Origin of the sequence: Mycobacterium marseillense (genome assembly GCF_010731675.1) — a bacterium.
Lineage (GTDB): Bacteria > Actinomycetota > Actinomycetes > Mycobacteriales > Mycobacteriaceae > Mycobacterium > Mycobacterium marseillense.
Window position 1 is genome coordinate 4512531 of record NZ_AP022584.1, and the last position, 24483, is coordinate 4537013.

Annotated in this window: 25 protein-coding genes; 12 read left to right on the plus strand and 13 right to left on the minus strand. The window is 68.4% G+C overall.

Features of this window, described 5'->3' with window-relative positions; translation table 11 throughout:
- Window positions 1-196 precede the first annotated feature (196 nt).
- On the plus strand, window positions 197-1906 hold the full coding sequence (locus G6N26_RS21030) for an MOSC and FAD-binding oxidoreductase domain-containing protein (protein WP_083015149.1): 1710 nt from the start codon (window positions 197-199) through the stop codon (window positions 1904-1906).
- A gap of 23 nt (window positions 1907-1929) precedes the next feature.
- Here the strand turns inward: G6N26_RS21030 and G6N26_RS21035 are convergent, their stop codons facing one another.
- Together G6N26_RS21035 and G6N26_RS21040 are read right to left on the minus strand one after the other, a co-directional pair.
- Window positions 1930-2727: a family 1 encapsulin nanocompartment shell protein gene (locus G6N26_RS21035; RefSeq protein WP_067174695.1), complete on the minus strand. Its 798-nt coding sequence runs from the start codon at window positions 2725-2727 to the stop codon at window positions 1930-1932.
- On the minus strand, window positions 2724-3734 hold the full coding sequence (locus tag G6N26_RS21040) for a Dyp-type peroxidase (RefSeq protein WP_083014749.1): 1011 nt from the start codon (window positions 3732-3734) through the stop codon (window positions 2724-2726). The genes G6N26_RS21035 and G6N26_RS21040 overlap by 4 nt, the downstream gene beginning before the upstream one ends.
- 214 nt (window positions 3735-3948) lie before the next feature.
- Here G6N26_RS21040 and G6N26_RS21045 point away from each other — a divergent pair, with 214 nt between their 5' ends.
- Window positions 3949-5268, plus strand: coding sequence for a M18 family aminopeptidase (locus G6N26_RS21045; RefSeq protein WP_179960390.1), 1320 nt, complete (start codon window positions 3949-3951; stop codon window positions 5266-5268).
- Here the strand turns inward: G6N26_RS21045 and G6N26_RS21050 are convergent.
- Window positions 5257-5880 (minus strand): TetR/AcrR family transcriptional regulator, encoded by a 624-nt coding sequence (locus tag G6N26_RS21050; protein WP_083014753.1) that lies wholly within the window; start codon window positions 5878-5880, stop codon window positions 5257-5259. The two genes, G6N26_RS21045 and G6N26_RS21050, sit on opposite strands and share 12 nt — an antisense overlap.
- A 150-nt stretch (window positions 5881-6030) precedes the next feature.
- On the opposite strand from G6N26_RS21050, the gene G6N26_RS21055 reads away from it, so the two are divergent.
- From G6N26_RS21055 to G6N26_RS21065, 3 genes are read left to right on the plus strand one after another with little or no spacing between them, the layout of a single operon-like run.
- Entirely contained in the window at window positions 6031-7104 is a 1074-nt protein-coding gene (locus G6N26_RS21055; RefSeq protein WP_067174685.1) for a phosphotransferase, read from the plus strand.
- A gap of 57 nt (window positions 7105-7161) precedes the next feature.
- On the plus strand, window positions 7162-9459 hold the full coding sequence (purL, locus tag G6N26_RS21060; RefSeq protein ID WP_067174682.1) for a phosphoribosylformylglycinamidine synthase subunit PurL: 2298 nt from the start codon (window positions 7162-7164) through the stop codon (window positions 9457-9459).
- A gap of 19 nt (window positions 9460-9478) precedes the next feature.
- Window positions 9479-10156, plus strand: coding sequence for an Rv0804 family intramembrane glutamic endopeptidase (locus tag G6N26_RS21065; protein WP_179960245.1), 678 nt, complete (start codon window positions 9479-9481; stop codon window positions 10154-10156).
- On the opposite strand, the gene G6N26_RS21070 is transcribed toward G6N26_RS21065, so the two are convergent.
- Window positions 10094-11308, minus strand: a complete 1215-nt coding sequence (locus G6N26_RS21070) for an MCE family protein (protein ID WP_083014758.1) — start codon at window positions 11306-11308, stop codon at window positions 10094-10096. The two genes, G6N26_RS21065 and G6N26_RS21070, sit on opposite strands and share 63 nt — an antisense overlap.
- Window positions 11309-11327: 19 nt before the next feature.
- Here G6N26_RS21070 and G6N26_RS21075 point away from each other — a divergent pair, with 19 nt between their 5' ends.
- From G6N26_RS21075 to purM, 3 genes are all read left to right on the plus strand, one after another.
- Complete coding sequence (locus G6N26_RS21075; RefSeq protein WP_083014762.1) at window positions 11328-11717, plus strand: sterol carrier family protein; 390 nt, start codon at window positions 11328-11330, stop codon at window positions 11715-11717.
- 137 nt (window positions 11718-11854) lie between these two features.
- Entirely contained in the window at window positions 11855-13381 is a 1527-nt protein-coding gene (gene purF / locus G6N26_RS21080) for an amidophosphoribosyltransferase (protein WP_067174674.1), read from the plus strand.
- 66 nt (window positions 13382-13447) lie between these two features.
- Window positions 13448-14542: a phosphoribosylformylglycinamidine cyclo-ligase gene (purM, locus tag G6N26_RS21085; protein ID WP_008263904.1), complete on the plus strand. Its 1095-nt coding sequence runs from the start codon at window positions 13448-13450 to the stop codon at window positions 14540-14542.
- A gap of 67 nt (window positions 14543-14609) precedes the next feature.
- On the opposite strand, the gene G6N26_RS21090 is transcribed toward purM, so the two are convergent.
- Together G6N26_RS21090 and ygfZ are read right to left on the minus strand one after the other, a co-directional pair.
- Window positions 14610-14795: a DUF3073 domain-containing protein gene (locus G6N26_RS21090; RefSeq protein ID WP_067174670.1), complete on the minus strand. Its 186-nt coding sequence runs from the start codon at window positions 14793-14795 to the stop codon at window positions 14610-14612.
- Window positions 14796-14941: 146 nt separating this feature from the next.
- A complete protein-coding gene (gene ygfZ / locus G6N26_RS21095) occupies window positions 14942-16036 on the minus strand; it encodes a CAF17-like 4Fe-4S cluster assembly/insertion protein YgfZ (protein WP_083014765.1) in 1095 nt (364 codons plus the stop codon).
- Between the two features lie 122 nt (window positions 16037-16158).
- Here ygfZ and G6N26_RS21100 point away from each other — a divergent pair, with 122 nt between their 5' ends.
- Window positions 16159-17046, plus strand: a complete 888-nt coding sequence (locus G6N26_RS21100) for an aminodeoxychorismate lyase (protein WP_083014768.1) — start codon at window positions 16159-16161, stop codon at window positions 17044-17046.
- Window positions 17047-17306: 260 nt separating this feature from the next.
- Here the strand turns inward: G6N26_RS21100 and G6N26_RS21105 are convergent, their stop codons facing one another.
- From G6N26_RS21105 to lmeA, 7 genes are all read right to left on the minus strand, one after another.
- The gene (locus tag G6N26_RS21105) at window positions 17307-17945 is read right to left on the minus strand and encodes a heme-binding beta-barrel domain-containing protein (protein WP_095578090.1); all 639 of its coding nucleotides are present in this window, start codon (window positions 17943-17945) and stop codon (window positions 17307-17309) included.
- Between the two features lie 195 nt (window positions 17946-18140).
- Window positions 18141-18443, minus strand: coding sequence for a DUF1416 domain-containing protein (locus G6N26_RS21110; RefSeq protein ID WP_067174630.1), 303 nt, complete (start codon window positions 18441-18443; stop codon window positions 18141-18143).
- Between the two features lies 1 nt (window position 18444).
- On the minus strand, window positions 18445-19278 hold the full coding sequence (locus G6N26_RS21115; RefSeq protein ID WP_067174628.1) for a sulfurtransferase: 834 nt from the start codon (window positions 19276-19278) through the stop codon (window positions 18445-18447).
- A 27-nt stretch (window positions 19279-19305) separates the two neighbouring features.
- Window positions 19306-19785 (minus strand): DUF4395 domain-containing protein, encoded by a 480-nt coding sequence (locus G6N26_RS21120; protein WP_067174625.1) that lies wholly within the window; start codon window positions 19783-19785, stop codon window positions 19306-19308.
- Between the two features lie 105 nt (window positions 19786-19890).
- On the minus strand, window positions 19891-19959 hold the full coding sequence (locus G6N26_RS26600; RefSeq protein WP_415621345.1) for a putative leader peptide: 69 nt from the start codon (window positions 19957-19959) through the stop codon (window positions 19891-19893).
- Window positions 19960-20009: 50 nt separating this feature from the next.
- A complete protein-coding gene (locus G6N26_RS21125; protein WP_067174755.1) occupies window positions 20010-20432 on the minus strand; it encodes a thioredoxin family protein in 423 nt (140 codons plus the stop codon).
- Between the two features lie 49 nt (window positions 20433-20481).
- Window positions 20482-21294, minus strand: a complete 813-nt coding sequence (gene lmeA, locus G6N26_RS21130) for a mannan chain length control protein LmeA (RefSeq protein ID WP_083014774.1) — start codon at window positions 21292-21294, stop codon at window positions 20482-20484.
- Window positions 21295-21463: 169 nt separating this feature from the next.
- Here lmeA and G6N26_RS21135 point away from each other — a divergent pair, with 169 nt between their 5' ends.
- From G6N26_RS21135 to pstS, 3 genes are all read left to right on the plus strand, one after another.
- Window positions 21464-22252, plus strand: coding sequence for a winged helix-turn-helix transcriptional regulator (locus G6N26_RS21135; RefSeq protein WP_083014778.1), 789 nt, complete (start codon window positions 21464-21466; stop codon window positions 22250-22252).
- On the plus strand, window positions 22249-23178 hold the full coding sequence (mshD, locus tag G6N26_RS21140; RefSeq protein WP_083014782.1) for a mycothiol synthase: 930 nt from the start codon (window positions 22249-22251) through the stop codon (window positions 23176-23178). Before G6N26_RS21135 ends, mshD begins: the two co-directional genes overlap by 4 nt.
- A gap of 164 nt (window positions 23179-23342) precedes the next feature.
- The gene (pstS, locus tag G6N26_RS21145) at window positions 23343-24467 is read left to right on the plus strand and encodes a phosphate ABC transporter substrate-binding protein PstS (RefSeq protein ID WP_083015160.1); all 1125 of its coding nucleotides are present in this window, start codon (window positions 23343-23345) and stop codon (window positions 24465-24467) included.
- Window positions 24468-24483: the final 16 nt, after the last annotated feature.

The window sequence follows — 24483 nt, forward strand, 5'->3', positions numbered from 1 at the left end:
CGACCGCGTTCGGTAGACGTCGGCGAAACCGGGGACGACCTATTTTTGGGTTGTGCAACCCATTATGCACCAAAGCGGGTTCGGTGCAACAGCCCGTGCGGCCGAGGTGTTGCCGTGCGGATCGGGCTGCAATATTCTGGGCCAACCATCCCAGTTGGGTGGCCGGTGCCATGACGAGCTGGTTCGAGGTGACATGGTGGGCACGCTTGTTTCGGTGAACGTGGGCATGCCCAAAGACGTCCGATGGCGAGACAAAACGGTCTTCACCGGCATCTGGAAGACACCGGTGCAGGGGCCGGTCATGGTGCGTCGGCTCAACATCGACGGCGACGGCCAGGGTGACCTCGCCGGCCATGGCGGGGAACAACGGGCCGTGATGGTGTACCAGAGCGAGTCCTATGACTTCTGGAAGACCTACCTGGGCCGCACCGACCTGCGGCCCGGACATTTCGGCGAAAACTTCACCGTCACCGGGCTTGCCGACCACGAGGTATGCATCGGTGACCGCTATCGCATCGGCGACGCCGAATTCGAGGTCACCCAGCCGCGAGTCACGTGCTTTCGGGTGGGTCTTCGACTCGACGAGCCCGACATGCCCAATCTGCTTGTCTCCCAGCATCGTCCGGGTTTCTATTTCCGGGTCATCACCGAGGGCCGGGTGCGGGCCGGAGACGACATCGTCCGGACCCGCCGCGGCCGTCATCAGCTCAGCGTCGCCGAGGTCGACGCGTTGCTCTACCTGCCGAACCGCAGCGTCGAACGGCTGCGCGAGGCCGTCGATGTTCCGGCGCTGAGCCCGGGATGGCAACAGTCTTTTCACGACATGCTGGGCGCCCACGATGGTGCGGCCGCGACGGCCTCCCCCGCCCCAGTCGAGCCTGGATGGAAGGGATTTCGAGACCTCCGGGTCACCGACGTATGCCGGGAGAGCCCGCAAGTGCTCTCGATCCGGCTGCAGGCCGACGACCGGGATCCGCTGCCACCGGCGCTTCCGGGGCAGTACCTCACGGTGAAGATTCCCGGGGCCGGTGACCCGGCGCCGTTGCGCAGCTATTCCCTGTCGGGCGACCCGTCGGCCGGGTACTACCGCATCAGCGTCAAGCGGGAGGATCACGGATTGGTGAGTGGCTGGCTGCACGCCCACGCCCAACCGGGGATGCTGATAACCGCCGCCGCCCCGCGCGGCGACTTCTGCCTCGCCGAGGACCGCCGTCCCGTAGTGCTCTTTTCCGCTGGAATCGGCGCGACGCCGGTGCTCGCGATGTTGCATGCACTCGCCGTGGAGGGCAGCGGCCGTGACATCTGGTGGCTGCACAGCGCCCGGAATCGGGAAAACCAGGCCTTTGCCGCTGAAGTCGCGACGCTGATCGAGTCGCTGCCCCACGCCCGGCAGCAGGTCTTCTACACCGAAACTCAGGGCCGCCTGACCCGAGATGCCGTCGCGGCGTTGGGGCTGCCGACCGATGGCGTCGTTTACCTCTGCGGGCCAACACAATTCATGACGGATATCCGCGCAGAGCTGGTCGACATCGGATTCGACCCCGCTCTGATCCACAGCGAGCTGTTCGGTGCGCTGCCCGCGATCAATCCCGGCGTCGTCGAAACGGGCACGCGCACACCGCCCCATCAGCCCGCCGGGCCGCCGGGCACGGGACCACCGATCACGTTTGCCCGCAGCGGGTTAACGGTCAATTGGTCGCCGGGCTACCGCAGCATCCTCGATCTCGCCGAAGCCTGCGATGTGCCGACCCGCTACTCCTGCCGCAGTGGCGTGTGTCATGTGTGCGTTACCGGAATCGTCGCCGGGACGACGACCTACATTCAGGAACCGCTGGAGCCGCCGGCCGGCGAGACGGTACTGATCTGTTCGGCGGCTCCCGAAACCGAGGTGGTGCTGGACCTTTAGCGAAATGCCGACGACGTTTGCTTCTACGGGCTCAGCGGGACGGACGCCTCGGCGGTGTAGCACAGGAAGGTGAGCGTCTCCTGTAGATACAGCTGCACGGTGTCGGCATCATGGCTGGTGTAGCCGATCGTCACGTCGGTCCCGAGCTGCAGGTCGAAATCGCCGCCGCGGGTGGTCAGCACGAAGGCACCGTCGATCGCCGGGGCCCAGATGATGTCTCCGGGAACCAGCCGGTCGATGTGTTCGAGGATCGGATATCCGTGTTGGGTCGTCTCGCTGACCTTTGTGTAGACGTCGGCGGACAGCAGCACCGAGTAGGGGCCGTCCACACCGGCCAGGCGGAGCTCGGAGATCGCCTGGGTGATGACGTCGGGGATCTCGCTGGGATCCGCCGGCAACGTCAGCGTCTTGTTGGAGCTGGCCGAACGGATGCCCTCGATCGATGCCGCGGCGTACCCCTCGAAGATGGCGCGGTCCTCCACGAACGCGAGTTTCTTTGCCGCCGCCTTGACCGGGTCCCAATCGGAGTCGTTGGCGCCGCGCTCGACGTTGTCGATCTCGTAGCGCGACAGCGTGAACGGAACACGAAGCCGTACAAGGGGTTTGCTCTCGCGCAGGTGCGCCTCCACGCCCTCGGTGGGCGAGGCCACGTTGGCCAGCCGACCGGTGCTGATCGAGGCGGCCACTGGGCCGCCGGGCTCGCTGACGTCGACGACCCGGCGCCCGGCGATGTGGCGCTTGAATGTCCGGGTCGCCTCCAATTCGATTTCTTCCCAGGCGGCTTCGGTGATCGGCGCCAGGTCGCGATAGAGGTTGTTCATGAAGTGGATCCTTTCAGACTGCCGATCGAAAGTGAGCCGTCCTGTGCAACAGACGTTTCCGCCGCCGGCGGTGCGGGCAGGGGCGGGGGGTCATCGAGGAAGTCGACGGTGGGGGAGAAGAACAATCCGCCGGTGATGGCGGTGGAGAAGTCCAGGATGCGGTCGGTGTTGCCGGGCGGGTCGCCGAGGAACATGTTGCGCAGCATTTGCTCGGTGACTTGGGGCGTGCGCGAATAACCGATGAAGTACGTGCCGTACTCGCCCTTGCCGAGCTCGCCGAAGGGCATGTTGTGCCGCACGATTTTCAATTCGGTGCCCTCGTCGTCGGTGATGACGTTGAGGGCGATGTGGGAGTCATCCGGCTTGACGTCGTCGTCGAGTTCGATGTCCTCCAGCTTGGTGCGGCCGATCACGCGCTCCTGTTCGGTGACGGATATCGAGTTCCACGAGGGCATGTCGTGCACGTACTTTTGCACGTGGACATAGCAGGAGCCGGCGAAGTCGGGATCCTCGTCGCCGATCGCGGTGGCGCTGACGGCAAGTGGGCCGTCCGGGTTCTCGGTGCCGTCGACGAATCCGAGCAAGTCGCGGTTGTCGAAATACCGGAAGCCGTGCACCTCGTCGACCACGGTGACCGCGCCGGCCATCGATTTCAGGATGCGGTCGGCCAGTTCGAAACAGACGTCCAAACTCTCGGCCCGGACGTGGAACAACAGGTCCCCGGGGGTGGCGGGAGCGTGGTGACGTGGGCCCTCCAGCTCGACGAACCGGTGCAGCTCGGCGGGACGCGGCCCGGAAAACAAACGGTCCCAGGCATCCGAGCCGATCGAGGCGATCGCCGACAACCGCTTCTGCGGCTCGCGGAAACCGATCGCGCGCACCAGCCCGGAGACGTCCTGCAGCGCGTCGTGCACGGTCGCCTCGCCGCCGTCGTCGATGGTCACCACGAGGAAGATCGCCGCGGGCGTCAGCGGCGCGAGGATCGGTTGCGGCTGGACGGGGGGCACTCTGGTGACCCTAGCGTGGCGATGGTGAGCGCCGGAAGCGGCGCGAGCAAGGAGCGCGCAATCGAAGGCGGCGTGGCGACGGTGAGCGCCGGAAGCGGCGCGAGCAAGGAGCGCGCAATCGGGGGCAGCGTGGCGACGGTGAGCGCCGGAAGCGGCGCGAGCAAGGAGCGCGCAATCGACCCTAGCGTGAGCCCCGCGGGGCCGGACAGCCATGATGTTCACCATGTCCGGCGGGCCTCGAAACCAGACGAAGTCCTCAGCGAGCGCGCAGGGTCTCTGCGAGTTCATCGACGCGTCTCCGTCGCCATTTCACGCCTGCGCCACAGTGGCCGCCCGGCTGCTCGCCGCCGGGTACATCGAACTGAGCGAGGCCGAACCATGGCCGTCCGAACCCGGGCGCTATTTCACGGTGCGGGCGGGCTCGCTGGTCGCCTGGAATTCGCAAGCGCCCGACGGGCCGTTCCGGATCGTCGGAGCACACACCGACAGCCCCAACCTCAGGGTCAAGCAGCACCCCGACCGGGTGGTCGCCGGCTGGCGCGTCGTGGCGCTCGAGCCCTATGGGGGCGCGTGGCTCAACTCGTGGCTGGACCGCGATCTGGGAATCAGCGGCCGCCTGTCGGTGCGGGCGAAGGATCAAAGCACCGGGATCGCGCACCGCCTGGTCCGGATCGACGAGCCGATCCTGCGGGTGCCGCAGCTCGCGATCCACCTGGCCGACGACCGCAAATCGCTGACCCTGGACCCGCAGCGACACGTCAACGCCGTGTGGGGTGTCGGTGAGACGGCCCGGTCCTTCGTCGATTACGTCGCCGAGCGCGCCGACGTGGCACCCACCGACGTGCTGGCCGCCGACCTGATGACGCACGACCTGACCCCCTCGACGGTGATCGGCGCGTCGGACAACGGAACTGCGGACCTGTTGAGTGCCCCCCGGCTGGACAACCAGGCCAGCTGCTACGCGGGGCTCGAGGCGCTGCTGGCTGTGGCGCAGGGCGCGGGCTACCTGCCGGTATTGGTGCTCTTCGATCACGAGGAGGTCGGCTCGTCCTCGGACCACGGCGCGCAATCGGACTTGTTGGGCACCGTCCTCGAGCGAATTGTGCTGGCGGCGGGCGGCACCCGGGAGGACTACCTGCGCCGGCTGCCGGCATCCTTGCTGGCCTCCGCGGACATGGCACATGCCACCCACCCCAATTACCCGGAGCGGCACGAGCCTGGCCACCCGATCGCCGTCAACGCGGGTCCGGTGCTCAAGGTGCACCCCAACCTGCGCTACGCCACCGATGGGCGCACCGCCGCGGCCTTCGCGCTGGCCTGTCAGCAGGCCGGGGTTCCGTTGCAGCGCTACGAGCACCGGGCCGACCTGCCGTGCGGATCAACGATCGGACCGTTGACCTCCGCGCGCACCGGCATCCCCACCGTCGACGTCGGCGCCGCGCAGCTGGCGATGCATTCCGCCCGCGAGCTGATGGGCGCGCACGATGTGGCCGCTTACTCGGCCGCGATGCAGGCGTTCTTGTCACCCGCCTGACGCGGGCTGGGTCTTAGCCGCGCCGTCCAGGATCGCGTCGAGCAGCCCGTCAAATGGCCGCGCTGCTTGCACGGCGAAATCGCTTGCGCCCCCGTGGGTTAACGCGCGAAACAGCATGGTGCCGATCAGTGCCTGGGCGATCGCGTCGAGGTCGGCGGCGGCGCTCAGTTCCTCGTCCCGGACGGCCCGGCGGAGTCGCGTCATCAACCCGTCCAGTTGAGGCGCGCTGAGCTGCTGGTAGAGATCGTCGCCGTCGGCCGGGCGGGCGGCCGCCGCGGCGATCAGCGCCCGCACCAACGCGGCGTTCGACGGCTGCGCCAGAAAGTCGGCGTGCTCGCGCAGCCACGCCCCTAGGTCGGCGCGCAGGTTTCCCGTCTCGGCGACGGGAAACGATCCGGATCCGCCGTACGCCTCCAGGACGGCCTCGGCGACCAGCGGCGCCTTCGATGGCCAGCGCCGGTAGAGGGTCTTCTTGCCCACGCCGGCGCGAGCCGCGACGCTTTCCATCGACAACTCGGCGTAGCCACCGGCGGTCAGGAGTTCGCGGGTGGCGTCCAAGATCGCGTGATGCAGCCGGGTGTCGCGGGGCCGGCCCACCCGCTCGTCTGGCACGTGGACCGAGCCTAGGTGCGCCCGACCGGGGCGGCGAACCGATTCGGTACTGGCGTGCGGGCGTGCGCTCGGGTTACCTTCACGGGGACAAGTGTAGGAAACGATACGTGTCGTTTCTATGGTCGCGGTCCGTGACGAAGGAGTCCACCCATGAATGCCCCCGCGCTGTCGGTCCCCACGACCTGGGATGACATCACGCCGCAGTGGATGTCCGCGGCGCTGGCCACCGATCATCCCGGCGTCGAGGTGGACACCGTCACCGTGGAGGTTCGCGACGACGGCACCAACCGGCGCGCCCGCCTGGGAGTGACCTACCGCAACGGCAGCGGACCGGCGTCGGTGTTCGTCAAGGCCGCCGACCCCGACCACAAAGAACTGATCCGCATGACCAGCGGCATGTTCCACGAACCACGGCTGTTCACCTGCGGGGTCGATCTGCCCCTCGAGCACCCCCGCGTCTACACCGCGCTGATCGACGAGGCCGCCTACGACTTCGTGATGGTCATGGAGGACCTCACCGCGCGCGGCGCCGATCCCCGCGACGCCACCAGGCCGATGACCGTCGAGCAGGTCGCCACCGGTGTGCGCGGCCTGGCCCGGATGCACGGACGGTACTGGGGCGAACGGGTACTGACCGAGCCGGCGCTGGGTTGGCTCGAGCCGTTTCTGCCATGGGACGGCATGGAAATGGCGCCGCTGCCGGCCGCGCTGGAGCGCCTCGGCGCGGATGCCCCGGAGCAGGTGACGTCGCTGACGATCGACGCGCTGATCGAATCGATCTGGAAGCCCTACATCAGAACGCTGACCGCGTCACCGCAGACGCTGCTGCACGGCGATCCGCACATCGGCAACACCTACCTGCTGCCCAACGACGAGGTGGGGTTCCTCGACTGGCAGGTGGCCCGCCGCGGCAACTGGTCACTCGACCTGGGCTACTTCCTGCAGGGCGCCCTGACCGTCGAGGACCGTCGCCGCAGCGAGCGCGATCTCCTCGAGGAGTACCGCGGCGCGCTCGGCCTGCCGAAAGCGGAGATGCCGAGTCCCGACGAGGTCTGGTTGCGATACCGGGCCTCGGTGGCGCACGGGCTGACCCTGTGGCTGTGCACCGCCAGCGCCGGGGAACTGTGGCAGCGTCCCGACATCGCGCTGGCGCTGGCCCAGCGGTATTCGTTCGCCTACGCCGACCTGGATACGGCCGCGGCGCTGGCCGCGATCGCCGGCTGACGCGGTGCGGCGGTCGGCCTCCGACACCGCGGCCGCCGCCACCCTAGACTGTGTCCCGTGACTGTCTCCGGGACGAGTGCGCGCACCCACGCGATCGACACCGTCGAGCACGCCGCCACCACCCCCGACGAGCCGCAGCCGTTCGGTGAGCTGGGTCTCAAAGACGACGAATACCAGCGCATCCGCGAGATCCTGGGCCGCCGACCCACCGACACCGAACTGGCGATGTACTCGGTGATGTGGAGCGAGCACTGCTCCTACAAGTCGTCCAAGGTGCACCTGCGCTACTTCGGCGAGACCACCACCGACGAGATGCGGGCCGGCATGCTGGCCGGCATCGGCGAGAACGCCGGCGTCGTCGACATCGGCGACGGCTGGGCGGTCACCTTCAAAGTCGAGTCGCACAACCACCCGTCCTACGTCGAGCCCTACCAGGGCGCGGCCACCGGTGTCGGCGGCATTGTCCGCGACATCATGGCGATGGGTGCGCGGCCGGTCGCGGTGATGGACCAGCTCCGGTTCGGCGCCGCCGACGCGCCCGACACTCGCCGGGTGGTCGACGGTGTGGTCCGCGGCATCGGCGGCTACGGCAACTCGTTGGGCCTGCCCAACATCGGCGGTGAGACGGTCTTCGATGCGTGCTACGCCGGCAACCCGTTGGTGAACGCCATGTGCGTCGGTGTGTTGCGGCAGGAGGACCTGCATCTGGCGTTCGCCTCCGGCGCCGGCAACAAGATCATCCTGTTCGGGGCGCGCACCGGGCTGGACGGCATCGGCGGGGTGTCGGTGCTGGCGTCGGACACGTTTGACGCCGAGAACTCACGCAAGAAGCTGCCGTCGGTCCAGGTGGGCGACCCGTTCATGGAGAAGGTACTCATCGAGTGCTGTCTCGAGCTCTACGCGGGACACCTGGTCGTCGGCATCCAGGACTTGGGTGGTGCCGGGCTGTCCTGTGCCACTTCGGAATTGGCGTCAGCCGGCGACGGCGGCATGGCAATCCAGCTCGAGACCGTGCCGCTGCGCACCACCCAGATGACCCCCGCGGAGATCCTCTGCAGCGAATCCCAGGAGCGGATGTGCGCGGTGGTCACCCCGGAGAACGTCGACGCCTTCCTGGCGGTGTGCCGCAAGTGGGACGTGCTGGCCACCGTGATCGGTGAGGTGACCGACGGCGACCGGCTGCGGATCACCTGGCACGGTCAGACCGTCGTCGACGTGCCGCCGCGCACGGTCGCCCATGAGGGCCCGGTCTACCAGCGTCCGGTCGCTCGGCCCGACACCCAGGACGCCCTGAACGCGGACACCTCGAACCCGTTGCCGCGGCCCGCTACCGGCGACGAACTGCGCGCGACTTTGCTTGCCCTGCTGGGGAGCCCGCATCTGTGCAGCCGCGCGTTCATCACCGAGCAGTACGACCGGTACGTACGGGGCAACACCGTACTGGCCGAGCACGCCGATGGTGGCGTGCTCCGCGTCGACGAGGTCACCGGCCGCGGCATCGCCCTGTCGACCGACGCGTCGGGCCGCTACACCAAACTGGATCCCTACACCGGCGCCCAACTCGCCCTGGCCGAGGCCTACCGCAACGTCGCCGTCACCGGCGCCACCCCGGTCGCGGTGACCAACTGCCTGAACTTCGGTTCCCCCGAAGACCCCGGCGTGATGTGGCAGTTCTCCCAGGCCGTGCGCGGGCTGGCCGAAGGCTGTGCGGCCCTGGGGATTCCGGTGACCGGCGGCAACGTCAGCTTCTACAACCAGACCGGGTCGACGGCGATCCTGCCCACCCCGGTGGTCGGGGTCCTCGGCGTCTTGGACGACGTCGGCCGCCGCATCCCCACGGGCCTGGGTACCGAGCCGGGCGAAACCCTGATGCTGCTGGGCGATACGCGCGACGAGTTCGACGGATCGGTGTGGGCGCAGGTGACCGCCGACCACCTGGGTGGCATACCGCCCAAGGTCGATCTGGACCGCGAGAAGCTGCTGGCCGAGGTGTTGCGCTCGGCGTCGCGCGACGGCCTGGTGTCCGCGGCGCACGACCTGTCCGAAGGCGGCCTGGCCCAAGCGGTCGTCGAGGCGGCCCTGGCCGGTGAAACCGGTTGTCGCCTCGTCCTTCCCGAGGATGCCGATCCTTTCGTGACGTTGTTCTCCGAGTCGGCCGGCCGCGTGCTGGTGGCGGTGCCGCGCACCGAGGAGAGCCGCTTCCGTTCGATGTGCGAAGCGCGGGGACTGCCCGCGGTGCGCATCGGCGTCGTCGACCAGGCCTCCGACGAGGTCGAGGTCCAGGGGCAGTTCACGGTCTCCCTGGCCGAACTGCGCGAGACCTCCGAGGCGGTGCTGCCGCGGCTCTTCGGATGAGCGCCCGCAGCGAATTCTGATGCCCGCCAGGCGTTCTCGTCGGGCGTACGCAGTGTCCTTGGCCGCCGCGCTGGTCGGCTGGAGCTTCGTGGCCCCGCGGCTACCGGCCGCGTGGCGGGTGGCGGCGCAGTCGGCGGTGGGCGGCGCGCTGGTGGTGGGGACGCGGGCCCCGCTGGGCTTGGGGCCGCCCCGGTTGTGGGCCGGGCTGCGGCTGGGGTCGGCGGTCGCGTTCTCGGCGGCGAGCACGGTGGCCGCGACCACCCTCATGCCGCCGGTGCGCCAATCGATGGCCGTCCGGGAACCGCCCGCGTCCGTGCCGGACTGGCTGTTGGTGCGCATACCCGTGGGCACGGTCTGGTCCGAGGAGTCCGCCTTCCGCGCGGCGCTGGCCACCGTCGGCTCTGCGGCGTTCGGTCGACGGGGCGGAAGGTTGCTGCAGGCCACCGCTTTTGGCCTCTCGCACATCCCCGATGCGCGCGCGACTGGTGAGCCCGTGGCGGCCACCGTCCTGGTAACCGGACTCGGCGGCTGGATATTTGGCTGGCTGGCCGACCGTACCGGTAGCCTCGCCGCACCGATGCTGGCGCACTTGGCCATCAACGAGGCCGGTGCGATCGCCGTGTTGGCGACGAGGTCAGGGGTTGATCGTGTAGTCACCCAGTTGCCGGCCCCACACGAAATCGACCGCCAGGGGTGAACCGACTTCGAAGTGGTTGTAGGGGGCCATACTCGCGCCGGTGTCCATGACCAGGAACGGGGCGGGCCAGAGTTCGCGGGTGATCTTCTGCCAACAGCCGGGCCGCCCGCCCGGTCCGCCCCGGGCGTTGGTGCGCGGCAGGTTTTCCGGCCAGATGTACGGATTGGGCGCACCGGTGATGGCGCCCGAGGCGTGGGCGCCCAACGAGTACCCGTTATCGCCCAAGGCGTTATGAACCCTGGGCGCGACTTCGTCGAAATTGTGGATGGTGCAATAGATTTCGGGGCTGTACTCGTCGAGCAGCTGGCTGCTGGGAATCAGGTCGACGGCACCGCGCGCGAAGTACGGTCCGGCGCGGCCGAAAACGTCCGCGCCGATGTTGCCCAGTCCCGCAGCCGTCAGCAGCGCCTCATCCAGATCGCGTTGCTGACGGTTGAGTGTGCGCGCCGCGGTTACGGCATGGTCCAGCGCGTCCCACAGCTCGGGGGAGGCCTGCGCGTAGGTGTCGCCGAGGGCCGCCAGCCGCGCAATGTCGTTGCGCAGCCCCGGCATCCGGGGGTTCACGTCGTCTAGGACGGCGTTGCCATTGATCAGCGATCTGCCGAGCTTGTCGCCCAGCCCGGTCAATGCCTGCGCAGCCGCGCTGAGCGTCAGGTTCACCTTGACCGGATCGACCTTCTCGGCGATCGAGGTGACCGTCTCGAACAAACTGTTGAACTCGGTCGTCACCGACATCGCGTCGATCACGACGGACGGCGTGATCGATTGCGCCGCGGGGTGATCCGGTGCGACCAGCGCAACGTACTTGTTGCCGAACACGGTGGTCGCCTTGATGTCCGCCGCAACGTTGGCCGGAATCCGCGCGACGTACTTCGGGATGATATCCAGCACCACTTTCGCGGCCGGCTTGCCGCGATGGGTGATCTCGGAAATGCTCGACACCCGGCCGATCTGGACCCCGTTGTAGGTGACCTTGGAACCGGGATCCATCACCAATCCCGCCCGCGGGGCCACCATCGTCAATTGCGTATTCGGTGTGAGGTCGCCCCGGAACTGCCAGTACAAGAGCAACACGATCAGCCCCGTGACCACGATCGTCACCAGGCCGACGGTCTTGTGCGGTGGCCGCTCCCGTAAGCGACGGGGCTCCATGGTTTTGAGACCCTAGGGTATGGCGCCGCGCGAAAAGGCCGATCCGGCCAAGACCCGGCAAGCCGTGTTGGCCGTTGCGCAATGGTTGGCTGACGCATCCGCTCCGGCACCGAGCCGCGACGAATTGGCGGCGGCCGTGCGGCTCACCGCCCGCACCCTGGCCGCGGTGGCGCCGGGACGAAGCGTGGAGCTGCGGATCCCGCCGTTCGTGGCGGTGCAATGCGTCGCCGGGCCCACGCACACCCGCGGCACACCGCCCAATGTGGTGGAGAGCGATCCGCGGACCTGGCTACTGCTGGCCACCGGCAAGCTGTCGTTCGCCGAGGCGAAGGGCACCGGTGCGCTGCGCCTTTCCGGCTCCCGAGCCGGTGAGATTGACCACTGCCTGCCCCTGTTCGATGTGGGCTGAATGCAACCCTGAACTGCACCTTTAGAGTGTGGCCCGGGCATTTCGTCGCCCAACACGCCTGGTGGATTCGGCGACGCGGGCCTCGTGCCCGTAGACTCCCTAGCGTCACCAACCGTTCCCCGGGGAGCTGCCGAATCGTGACCGTCCAAGAGCCCGAAGAGGACTTCAACGCACCCCGTGAAGAATGCGGCGTATTCGGGGTCTGGGCCCCGGGCGAAGACGTCGCCAAACTCACCTATTACGGCTTGTACGCGCTACAGCATCGCGGGCAGGAAGCCGCCGGTATCGCCGTCGCCGACGGATCCCAGGTGCTGGTCTTCAAGGACTTGGGTTTGGTCAGCCAGGTGTTCGACGAGCAGACGCTGGGGGCCATGCCGGGCCACGTCGCCATCGGGCACTGCCGGTATTCGACCACGGGCGACACGACCTGGGAAAACGCGCAGCCGGTGTTCCGCAACACCGCGGCCGGCACCGGGGTTGCCTTGGGACACAACGGGAATCTGGTCAACACCGCCGAGCTCGCCGCCCGCGCCCGCGACGAGGGGTTGATCGCCAAACGCGCCCCGGCCCCGGCGACGACGGACTCCGACATCTTGGGCGCGCTGCTGGCGCACGGCGCCGCCGACTCCACGTTGGAGCAGGCGGCGCTGGATCTGCTGCCGACGGTGCGCGGCGCGTTCTGTTTGACGTTCATGGACGAGAACACGCTGTATGCGTGCCGCGATCCGCATGGGGTGCGGCCCCTTTCGCTCGGGCGGTTGGACCGCGGTTGGGTGGTGGCCTCCGAGACGGCCGCGCTCGACATCGTCGGCGCCTCGTTCGTGCGCGACATCGAGCCGGGTGAATTGCTGGCGATCGACGCCGACGGGGTGCGCTCTACCCGTTTCGCCAATCCCACCCCCAAGGGCTGCGTCTTCGAGTACGTGTACCTGGCCCGGCCGGACAGCACGATCGCCGGCCGGTCCGTGCACGCCACCCGGGTGGAGATCGGCCGCCGGCTGGCCCGGGAACGGCCCGTGGAGGCCGACCTGGTGATCGGCGTGCCCGAGTCGGGCACCCCCGCCGCCGTCGGCTACGCGCAGGAGTCGGGCATCCCCTACGGCCAGGGGCTGATGAAGAACGCCTACGTCGGCCGCACGTTCATCCAGCCGTCCCAGACCATCCGCCAGCTCGGTATCCGGCTGAAGCTCAACCCGCTTCGCGAGGTGATCCGCGGCAAGCGGCTGATCGTCGTCGACGACTCGATCGTGCGCGGCAACACGCAGCGCGCCCTGTTGCGGATGCTGCGCGAGGCCGGTGCGGTCGAGGTGCACGTGCGGATCGCGTCGCCCCCGGTCAAATGGCCCTGCTTCTACGGCATCGACTTCCCCTCGCCGGCCGAATTGATCGCCAATGCGGTCGAGGACAAAAAGGAGATGCTCGAGGCGGTACGGCACGCCATCGGTGCCGACTCGCTGGGTTACATCTCGCTGCGCGGCCTGGTTGCGGCCTCCGAGCAGCCGGCGTCGCGGTTGTGCACCGCGTGCTTCGACGGCCAGTATCCGATCGAGCTGCCCGGGGAGACCGCGTTGGGCAAGAACGTCATCGAGCACATGCTCGCCAACGCGGCCCGCGGTGCCGGGCTCGACGATCTCGCGGCCGACGAAGTGCCGGTGGTGCGCTGACTCGGTTGCGCTCCTTCGCCGACGTTTGATACCGGCGGTCAGCGCCGCCCGGTAGCCTTTATCGCGATGACGGATCCCGGAAAGAGCCCCGCACGCCACTCAGGCAGTCAGGGCATCACCTACGCGTCGGCCGGGGTGGACATTGAGGCCGGCGATCGCGCCGTCGAACTGTTCAAGCCGCTGGCGACAAAAGCCACGCGACCCGAGGTCCGGGGCGGCTTGGGCGGATTCGCCGGCTTGTTCGCGTTACGCGGCGACTACCGCGAGCCGCTGCTCGCGGCCTCCACCGATGGCGTCGGAACCAAGCTGGCGGTCGCCCAGGCGATGGACAAGCACGACACCGTCGGGCTGGACCTGGTGGCCATGGTGGTCGACGACCTCGTGGTGTGCGGCGCCGAGCCGCTGTTCCTGCAGGACTACATCGCCGTGGGCCGCACGGTGCCGGAACGCTTGAGCGCCATCGTCAGTGGCATCGCCGAAGGGTGCGTGCGGGCCGGCTGCGCACTGCTCGGCGGCGAGACGGCCGAACACCCCGGCCTGATGGAACCGGACCATTACGACATCTCGGCCACCGGCATCGGTGTCGTCGAGGCCGACGACGTGTTGGGGCCCGATCGGGTCAAACCCGGCGACGTGATCATCGCGATGGGATCGTCGGGCCTGCACTCCAACGGCTATTCGCTGGCCCGCACGGTGCTCCTCGAGATCGACCGGATGAACCTGGAGGGCTACGTCGAGGAGTTCGGCCGCACCCTGGGCGAAGAGCTGCTCGAGCCCACGCGGATCTACGCCAAGGACTGCCTCGCGCTGTGCGCCGAAACCCACGTCCGCACCTTCTGCCACGTCACCGGCGGTGGGCTTGCCGGAAACCTCGCACGCGTCATCCCGCACGGGCTGGTCGCCGAGATGGACCGCGGCACCTGGACGCCCGCGCCGGTGTTCGCCATGATCGCCCAGCGCGGCCGGGTGACACGGGAAGAGATGGAAAAGACGTTCAACATGGGCGTCGGCATGATCGCCGTCGTGGCTCCAGAAGACACCGACCGCGCCCTGGCCATCCTGACCGCGCGACACCTGGATTGCTGGGTGCTGGGCACCGTCGGCAAAGGCGGAAAGGCGGGCCCGAGGGCCAAACTCGTCGGTCAGCACCCGAGATTCTGAGGGCCCCGGACTTCAGCGGAACTGATACGGCGCCGGTGCACGAGGCATCGGCGCCGAGGCGTTGGTTCTAGCGCCGCCAGCTGTCCTGGTCGTCCCAGGATTCGTCGGCGCCGTCGGTGTCCAGTTCAGTGGGCTCGTCGGAGCCCGTCCCGGACAGCTCTTGCTGAAGCCGCTGGAAGTCGGTCTGCGGAGAACTGTATTTGAGTTCTCGAGCAACCTTGGTCTGCTTTGCCTTAGCCCGGCCGCGGCCCATGGGGGAACCCCCTCGCGCAATAACGGAGCGGCCTAACGAGTAGGCGGCTCCGATCTCCTGGTGTCGTATTGTCCTGCCAACAGTTTACCGTGCCACGCCAGTGGGCGTCGGCGCCCCCTGCTCGCTGTGGCGGACGTTACCGTTCATTATCCCGCACCGCCCCGCAACCGTTCAACGGCCAGTCGCCCGGCGCCGATCTGTTCGGCGGGAGGCAGGGAATCGACGTCGATCACCGCGGCCACCGCGGCCTCCGGACCAGTCGCCAATTCCGTCTCGGCGGGCAGTCCGCGCTTGAGCAGCGCCAGCGCTATCGGCCCGAGATCGACGTGATCGACCACGGTGCCGAGGCGGCCGATCGTGCGGCCGCCGGCCAGCACGGGGTCGCCCGTCGTGGGGCGCTCCACCGAGCCGTCCAGGTGGAGCAGCGCCAGCATCCGGGGCGGCCTGCCCAGGTTGTGCACCCGCGCGACGGTCTCTTGCCCGCGGTAGCAGCCTTTGTCCAGGTGGACGGCACCTTCGCCGGGCCCGCCGATCCAGCCCACCTCGTGCGGAATCGTGCGTTCGTCGGTGTCGACGCCCAGCCGCGGCCGCACCGCCGCGACGCGGTGGGCTTCGTAGGCCCACACGCCGCCGGGCCGCACTCCGGCCTGCGACAACCGGTTTCGCCAGTCACCGAGGTCACTGCGCGGTACCACCAGGTCCAGTTCGACCGGGCCGGCGGGCGTGCCGGGCATGCGCCGCACGAAGCCGCCGCCGACGGCAACCGCGGACAGCTCGTCGGGCAGCACGTCCACTCCGAGCGCATCAAGGATCGTCTGGTCGGCCAGCCGCGGGCCGAGCAACGAGAGCACGGCCAAATCGGCGTCGCCCGGGGTGACTTCGGACCAGAACACCATCTTGCGCAGGTATTGCAGGAGCGGCTCGGCGCGCCAGGGTTCGGTGTCGAGGTAAGTAGTGCCGCCCAGCTCGGTTTGGATCCAGTGGTCCTCGACGCGGCCCTGTCCGTCCAGGCTCAGATTCTGCGTGCTGGCGCCGTCGGGCAGGTTACTGACGTGTTGGCTCGAGATGCTGTGCAACCACGTCTGGCGGTCGTTGCCGGTCAAGGTGAGCACACCGCGGTGCGAGCGGTCGACCACGATCGCGTCGGTTTCGGCCGCGCGCTGTTCGCCCAGCGGGTCGCCGTAATGCCAGACGGCGCCGGCGTCGGGTCCGGTATCGGGTGCAGGGACTGGATGACTCACAGGTCAACTCTACGGACCGGCTCGCGCATCCAGCGAGTGTGCGGCCCGCCGCACGTTCGTCCCCGAGTGCGCGGCCAGCTTCACATTCGGCGGGGAGCGGTGAGCGGATAGGCTTCTGCACCATGGCTGGCCAGAGGGGTGTCATCGTCACGCTGGACGGCGAAATCCATTCGCCCGACGCGCCGCTGTTGCACGCCGACGACCTGGCGGCGGTGCGCGGCGACGGCGTCTTCGAGACGCTGTTGGTGCGCGACGGCAGCGCCTGTCTGATCGAGTCGCATTTGCAGCGGCTGACCCAGTCGGCCGCGCTGACCGATTTGCCAGAGCCGGACCTGCCGCGGTGGCGCAGCGCGATCGAGGTGGCCACCCGGCAGTGGTGTGCGGACACCGCGGACGAAGGCGCGATGCGGCTGATCTACAGCCGCGGCCGGGAGGGCGGTTCGGTGCCGACGGCCTACGTGATGGTCAACGGCGTTCCCGAACGAGTCACGGCGGTCCGGCGCGACGGGTTGGCGGCGGTCACCCTCGATCGCGGCCTGCCCGCCACGGGTGTCGACGCGATGCCGTGGCTGCTGGCCGGCGCCAAGACCCTGTCCTACGCGGTGAACATGGCCGCCCTGCGCCACGCCGCCCGTCTCGACGCCGGTGACGTCATCTTCGTCAGCACGGACGGCTACGTCCTCGAGGGTCCGCGCTCGACCGTGGTGATCGCCACCGACTCCGATGCACCGGACGGCAATCCCTGCCTGCTGACGCCCCCGCCGTGGTATCCGATCCTGCGCGGCACCACTCAGCAGGCCCTGTTCGAGGTGGCCAGGGCCAAGGGGTACGACTGCGATTACCGGGCGCTGCGTGTCGCGGATCTGGTTGCCGCCCAAGGGGTTTGGTTGATCTCGAGCATGACGTTGGCCGCCCGGGTCCATACGCTCGACGGTAGCCCACTGCCGCGGTCGCCGATGGCGGCGGACTTCGCCGAACTGGTCGACGCCGCCATCGTCAGCGATCGCTGAGCGCTGAATCCTGTTGTCGCCTCTGCGATTCGCGGGTACGGTCGGCCGTACACAAGAAGGGAGGTGGTCCGAGAAATTGATAGCTTCATGGACATGTGAGGTGGCTGCGCGCTAGCTGCATCGGCTCGGAAGAGCTGGCGATACAGATGCGCTGGCGAATTCCCCGCAGTCACCCGGCCCCCGAGCTTCCGGTTTTGTCCGACCTGGAATACGGCTCGGGGGCCGCTCCATGTCAGCAGCGCGTAGGCCGGCGCCGGACGCTAGCCGGCGAACCGCGACAGCCGGGCCGAGAGATGCGGCACCAGCCCGCCGTCGGCGTCGACCCGCTCCTCGACATAGGCCAGATCGCCGCCCTCGACGATGCCGTAGAGCCGTTTGGCGCCGCCGACCAGTACGCCGGACCTGCTGCGCGCCAGCGCATCGGTCGCCAGCTCCCACGACGATTGGGTGCGCGGACGCCCGTAGAACAGCTCGACGTAGCCCGCCGAGTGGGCCAGCAGCAGCTCGATCGCCTGGGATTCGCTGGGGTCGTCGGGATCGTTGACAAAGCGCCAGAAACCGGTCTCGCGTAGGTCGCGCTCCCGGTAATCGCCTGTCTCGCTCAGCCGCCAGGAGCGGGACTCCCAGTTGAGATAGTCGCCGCCGTCGTGCGAGACCACGATCTGCTGGCCGAATCGGTAGTCGCCGTCGTGGCCGCGGCCCTCACCTTCGCCGCGCCAGACTCCGACCAGCGGCAGCAAAGCCAGCAGTGCGTCGTTGAGATTGGCGCCCTCGCGCAGGTTGGCGGTGTCGGCGGGCAGGGGCAGGTCGTCGAAGGACGGGATGTTGCGGCTGGCGGTCAGCTTTGCGCGCTCGGCTGCGGCGGCCACCGCTCGGTCACCGGAACCAGCCGAACTCAACGGTTCGTCCGCATCGCTGCGCTCTGGATCGTCGTCGGCGCGCGTCACGACTCGTCAGTGATGAGCCGGTAGAGGGTGTAGAGGGCGAACCATGAAATCACCACGACCGCCACAACCAGCATGATCTCGAAGAACAGCACCACGGGGACAAGTCTATTCGCTCCCGTCGCGGCCCGGTCGCGGGCAGCTGGCCGATCAGGCGATCTTGACGTCGACCTCGTGGATGCCCGCGCCCGACGGCGTCACCACGGCGTTCCCGTTACCGGCTGCCGACAGCGCGCGCAGGGTCCAGGATCCGGGGGCGGCGAAGAACCGGAAGTCACCGGTGGCCGAGGCCACCACCTCGGCGGTGAACTCGTCCGACGAGTCCAGCAAGCGGACGAACGCGCCACCCACTGCCTGGCCCTCGCCGTCCACGACGCGGCCGGTGATCACGGTTTCCTTTTCCAGATCGACGCTGGCCGGCAACGTCAGTCCTTGCTTCGGTGCAGAGCACATATCAGCTTCCCAACTCGATCGGGGCCCCCACCAGGGAGCCGTATTCCGTCCAACTGCCGTCGTAGTTCTTGACATTCCTGTGCCCGAGCAATTCGTAGAGAACGAACCACGTGTGCGACGACCGCTCGCCGATGCGGCAGTAGGCGATCGTTTCTTTCTCGCCGTCCAGGCCGGCCACGGCGTACAGCTTGGCCAGCTCCTCGTCGGACTTGAAGGTGCCGTCCTCGTTGGCGGCCTTGCTCCACGGCACGTTGATCGCGCCCGGGATGTGGCCGGGCCGCTGGCTTTGTTCCTGCGGTAGATGCGCGGGCGCCAGGATCTTGCCCGAGAACTCGTCGGGGGAGCGCACGTCGACCAGGTTCTTGACGTTGATGGCCGCGATGACGTCGTCGCGGAACGCCCGGATGCTGTTGTCCGGGGCGGCGGCGGTGTACGACGTCGCCGGCCTGCTGACGGTGTCGCTGGACAGTGCGCGGCCGTCGAGCTCCCACTTCTTGCGGCCGCCGTCGAGCAGCTTCACTTGAGCGTGGCCGTACAGCTTGAAATACCAATACGCGTAGGCGGCGAACCAGTTGTTGTTGCCGCCGTAGAGGATCACGGTGTCGTCATTGGAGATGCCGCGCTCGCTGAGCAGTTTCGAGAACTGCTGAGCGTCGACGAAGTCGCGCTTGACCGGGTCCTGCAAATCGGAGCGCCAGTCCAGCTTGATCGCGCCGGGGATGTGACCGGCGTCGTAAGCGCTGGTGTCCTCGTCGACTTCGACAAAGACGACGCCTGAGGCGTCGAGATTGCTCTCAGCCCAGTCGGTCGAGACCAGGACGTCGGAGCGTGCCATGGAGTGGATCCTTTCAATCACAATTGGTTACAGCAGGTCAGTGGGGTGCGCGCTGCTTCGGACGCGGGCCGCCAGCGGGTAGAGCTGGCAGCCCAGGCAGATGCCAAAGGCTGCATTGAGGAACGCGGCCGCCAGGGCGGCCGCGGTGGCGATGACGCCGACCAGGGCGGCGCCGGCGGCGAAGCCGACCGTCCCCAGCAGAGCGAAGATCAGGCCGACGAGTTGGGCGAACTTCAGCGGCGCGGTGGGTTCGCGATCCTGCACCGGGCCCAGTCGGGGCGCGACGATGGCGGCGAAGATGCGGCCGTAGGGATGCTGGCGCGGCCCCCCGGCAGCGCCGATGGCGAAGATGACGGCCTGGACGGCCAGGATCGCCGCCGCCGCCGGCGCGCTGACGGCCGACACGATCAGCGCCACCACCAAGACCCCGGTGGTCACCCAGGCGGCAAAGCGTGGTCCACGCACGTCGACGAGGTCGGGCTGCGTGACGGTGTTGCTGCTCGGCAAGGTGTTACTCCTCGAATACCCCTGTTGCTCACGGAAACGACGACGGGAGAGGCGCCACGGTCAGGATCCGGGCCCGCTCCGAGTGCTACGCGAAGGCGCGGCTACTCAGCAGCAACAGCAACAACAACAGCCCGCGGTGCGGCACAGCTCAACTGCGCGACGCTTGGTGAGCATGGGCTCGAGGCGGGCTGACACGTCGGTCAGCTTACCCAATGACACCGCAGTCAAGCCAACAGCGGTTTCAGGGCGGACCGCAGGTCGGCGGCGCTGGGCACTCCCGAGGTCCGGTAGCGCTGCCGCCCGTCGACGTCGAAGATCAACGTGGTGGGCAGGGACAGCACCGAATAGCGCCGCGCGGTCTCCGGATTGGCGTCCAGGTCGACTTCGACATGGGTCACGTCGCCCAGGTCGTCGCAGACCTGGACCACGACCCGGCGAACCCGGTCACACGGCCCGCACCAGGGGGCGCTGAAATGCACGACGGTTGGCCCGCTGCGGGACAGCCCCAGCGCTGCGACGTCGCCGGCGGTGTCGCGGTCCGGCTCGGAATCGACTTCCCGGATGCTGCCGGAGCGGCGGGTCAACAGCCAGCCGAGCAGCGTCGCGGCGGCGAGCGCGGCGACGATGATCACGACGACCGTCATCATGGGCGCCACTCCCGACCATTCCCGGGTTCGGCGGCATCGTCAGCGGGCCTCATGACCGTTTAAACCCATCGAGCGACACCGTTACTCCATAGGTGATGCCCTCGATGATGACGTCCGAGCCCCGCGCCCCCTCGGTGGTGGGCGCGACGCCGAAGGGAAGGAGCTGATCGGGAAGCCTGCCGGCAAAAGCGTGCAGCACCGCGTCCTGCTTGTCGGCCGGGACGGTCTGGTCGGCGGTGTCGGGCCCGGTAAGCACGCCGGTGGGGCTGAAGACCAACGTCGCCGGGTCATCGGGGGCAATCGAGAGGTCGACCGAGACGCTCACGCGTCGATCGAAGCCGGACGATTTGGGCGTGCCGGTGAACACCAGCCCGTGGCTGTCGGAGATGCCCGACGCGGTGACACCGCCGGTCGAGGTGTTGGTTTCCTTCGGCGGCGCCTCGACCATCAGGTCGCTGATGCCCAGGTAGCGGCCCAGGTGCGTCGAGTCGATGATGATGCGGCTTTCCAATTTGTGCACCGCCAGCTTCGCGTCGGGCGTGATCAGCCACGACGCGTGCGCGAGATCCACCGAGTACATCGTGGCTTCGAGGGTGGCTTTGCCGGTCATCGCGTGTTCGACGGCGTTGGCCTTGATCTCCAACTGGTCGTAGTTGCCGCGCATGGCCTGCGGAATGAAGGGAAACGCCACGATCGCCACGAAGGGGTCGCTGCCCAGATTGGCGGCCTTGCGCACGCTGGCCGACAGCCGGTACTCGGCATAGATGCTGGTGCCGTAGTCGACGCCGATCGCGCCGAGGGCGACCACGACCACCAGGATCACGGTCGCGGTCACAGCAATCAGCAGCTTGCGCACCCGCATATTGTGGCGTAACCCCCGGCGGTGCCGGATCGCCCGTGGCAGGGCTCACAGTGGCTCGTCTGCCACGCGAAAAAACCAGGTAACACGTTATCGTTAGATGACCTGGTAACTAACGCCTGATGGCGGCGTGAATTTGGGAGATGCCGTTCCCCCGAGCTGGAGGGACTAGTTGGAGCTTTTATTGCTGACCTCGGAGCTGCATCCCGATCCGGTCCTGCCCTCGTTGTCGCTGCTTCCGCATCCCGTGCGGACGGCGCCGCCGGAACCGGCTTCGCTGCTCGAGGCCGGGACGGCGGACGCCGTCATCGTGGATGCGCGAACCGATTTGTCGTCCGCGCGTGGCCTGTGCCGCCTGCTGAGCACCGCCGGCCGGTCGGTTCCCGTGCTGGCCGTGGTGAGCGAAGGCGGGCTGGTGGCCGTCAGCGCCGACTGGGGTCTGGACGAGATCCTGCTGCCCACCACCGGTCCGGCCGAGATCGACGCGCGGCTGCGGCTGGTGGTCGGCCGCCGCGGCGGGCTCGCCGACCAGGAGAGCGCCGGCAAGGTGAGCCTGGGCGAGTTGGTGATCGACGAAGGCACCTACACCGCCCGGCTGCGCGGCCGCCCCCTCGATCTCACCTACAAGGAATTCGAGTTGCTCAAATACCTGGCTCAGCACGCCGGGCGGGTATTCACGCGGGCGCAGCTGCTGCACGAGGTGTGGGGATACGACTTCTTCGGCGGCACCCGCACCGTCGATGTGCACGTGCGTCGGCTGCGGGCCAAACTCGGTTCCGAGCACGAGGCGTTGATCGGCACGGTCCGCAACGTGGGTTACAAGGCGGTCCGACCGGCGCGCGGCCGCACCCCGGCGGCCGACCCGTCCGACGCCGACGGCGCGGATGGCGCCGAATCCGGTGCGGAATCCGACTCCGAGGACGTCCAGGATCCGCTGGTCGATCCGTTGCACACTCAGTGAGCCCGCCTGACTGGCGCCGGACGCTGACCGACGACGAACAGCGGGGCGTGCGTGAACTTGTCGGTGCGACAACGGAATTCGACGGGGTGGCGCCCGTCGGCGAGCAGGTACTGCGCGAACTCGGACACGACCGCACCGAGCATCTGCTGATCACCGGTGACGACGCCGGCGCCGTCACCGGTTATCTCAACCTCAGCCCGCCCCGCGACGGTGAGACCGGGATGGCCGAACTCGTCGTGCACCCCGGGGCCCGCCGGCGCGGTATCGGGGCCGCCCTGATTCGCGCGGCGCTGGCCAAAACCGGTGCGAGCAATCGATTCTGGGCGCACGGCACGCTCGAGCCAGCCCGCGCGACCGCGGCCGCTCTGGGCCTGGCGCCGGTGCGGGAACTCATGCAGATGCGACGCTCGCTGCGCGATCTCCCCGACACCGCGCCCCCGGCGCCCGGGGTGCAGATCCGCACCTATGCGGGCACGACCGATGACGCCGAGTTGCTGCGCGTCAACAACGCCGCCTTCGCCTACCACCCCGAGCAGGGCGGCTGGACCGACGCCGAGCTGGCCGATCGGCGCGACGAACCATGGTTCGACCCGACGGGGTTGTTTCTCGCGTTCGAGGACTCCGAGGGCGGGCAGGTCGGCAGGCTGCTGGGTTTTCACTGGACCAAGGTGCACCTCGATCGGCCCGGTTTGGGGGAGGTGTACGTCGTGGGGGTCGATCCGTCGGCGCAGGGCCGCGGACTGGGCCAGGCGTTGACGGCCGTCGGCATCGCCTGGCTGGCGCGCCGCCTGGCCGACGCCGACGATCCCACGGTGATGCTCTACGTCGAGTCGGACAACGTCGCGGCGGTGCGCACCTACCAGCGTTTGGGCTTCACCACCTACAGCGTCGACACCGCATACGCGGTCACGCCCGCGACCAACTGACCGCGGGTACGAGCGGCATTCAGCCGGATCGTTAACCTGGTCCTTGCTACCGAGACGTTGCTGTGCGCCGGACCGGCGCATACTTTCGCCGCGACCGGCAACCCGACAGGGGATGGCCAGCGGCGCCCACATGCGTCTTGAACGTTGTCATGAAAGCGAGATCGGTGAAGCTCGAGAGGCAGGGCAAGGCGCTGGCCGCGGTGGTGTTGGCGACGGCACTCGGCGCCACGGCGCTGACCGCCTGCGGCAGCGACGAGAACCGGCCCGGGGCCGCGGCGCCCAGCATGACCGGCGGCGCCGGCACCGCGGGGTGCGGCGGCAAGAACAAAGTGACGGCGGAAGGCTCGACCGCGCAAGCGAACGCGATCACCGTCTTCAACCAGGTGTGGGGCCAGTACTGCCCGGGCAAGGGCCTGGCCTACAACCCGACCGGATCCGGCGCCGGCCGCGAGCAGTTCATCGCCGGGCACGTGGATTTCGCCGGAGCCGACTCTCCGTTGGTCGCCGAACAGATCGGTCCCGCCGCCAGCCGGTGCGGCGGGAACCCGGCGTGGGACCTGCCCCTGGTGTTCGGTCCGATCGCGCTCGCCTACAACCTGCCGGGAAATCCGGGCCTGGCGGTCAGCAGCGACGCGGTGGCCAAAATCTTCACCGGCAAGATCACCGCGTGGAACGACCCCATCCTGGTCGGCCTCAATCCCGGTGTGCCGCTGCCCGACACCAGGATCACGCCGATCTACCGGTCCGACTCATCGGGAACCACCGACAACGTGCAGAAGTACCTGACCGCCGCCGCGCCGCAGAGCTGGGCCAAGGGCGTCGGCACGGAATTTCAGGGCGGCGTCGGCGAGGGCGCGGCGAAGTCATCCGGGGTCATCCAGGCGGTGCAGACCACTCCGGGCGCCATCGGATACGTCCAGAAGGGCTTCGCCGACCAGGCGGGCATGTCCTACGCCAAAATCGCCACGCGAGGCGGGGTCGTCCCGCTCACCAACGACACGGCCGGAAACGCCATCAAGGCGGCCAAGTTCCTCGGCGAGGGAAACGATCTGCTGCTCGACCTCAACGCCATGTACCGCTCGCAGGAGCCGGGCGTCTACCCGTTGGTGCTCGTCACCTACGAGATCGTGTGCTCCAAGGGGTACGACGCCGAGACCGCCGGGGCGATCAAATCGCTCCTCTCCGTGGCCGCCACCAGCGGGCAGGCCGAGCTCTCCTCGGCCGGTTACATTCCGCTGCCCGATAGGGTCAAGGAACGACTGGTCGCCGCGATCAATGCGCTGCAGTGACCGGGTGAGCAGGGTT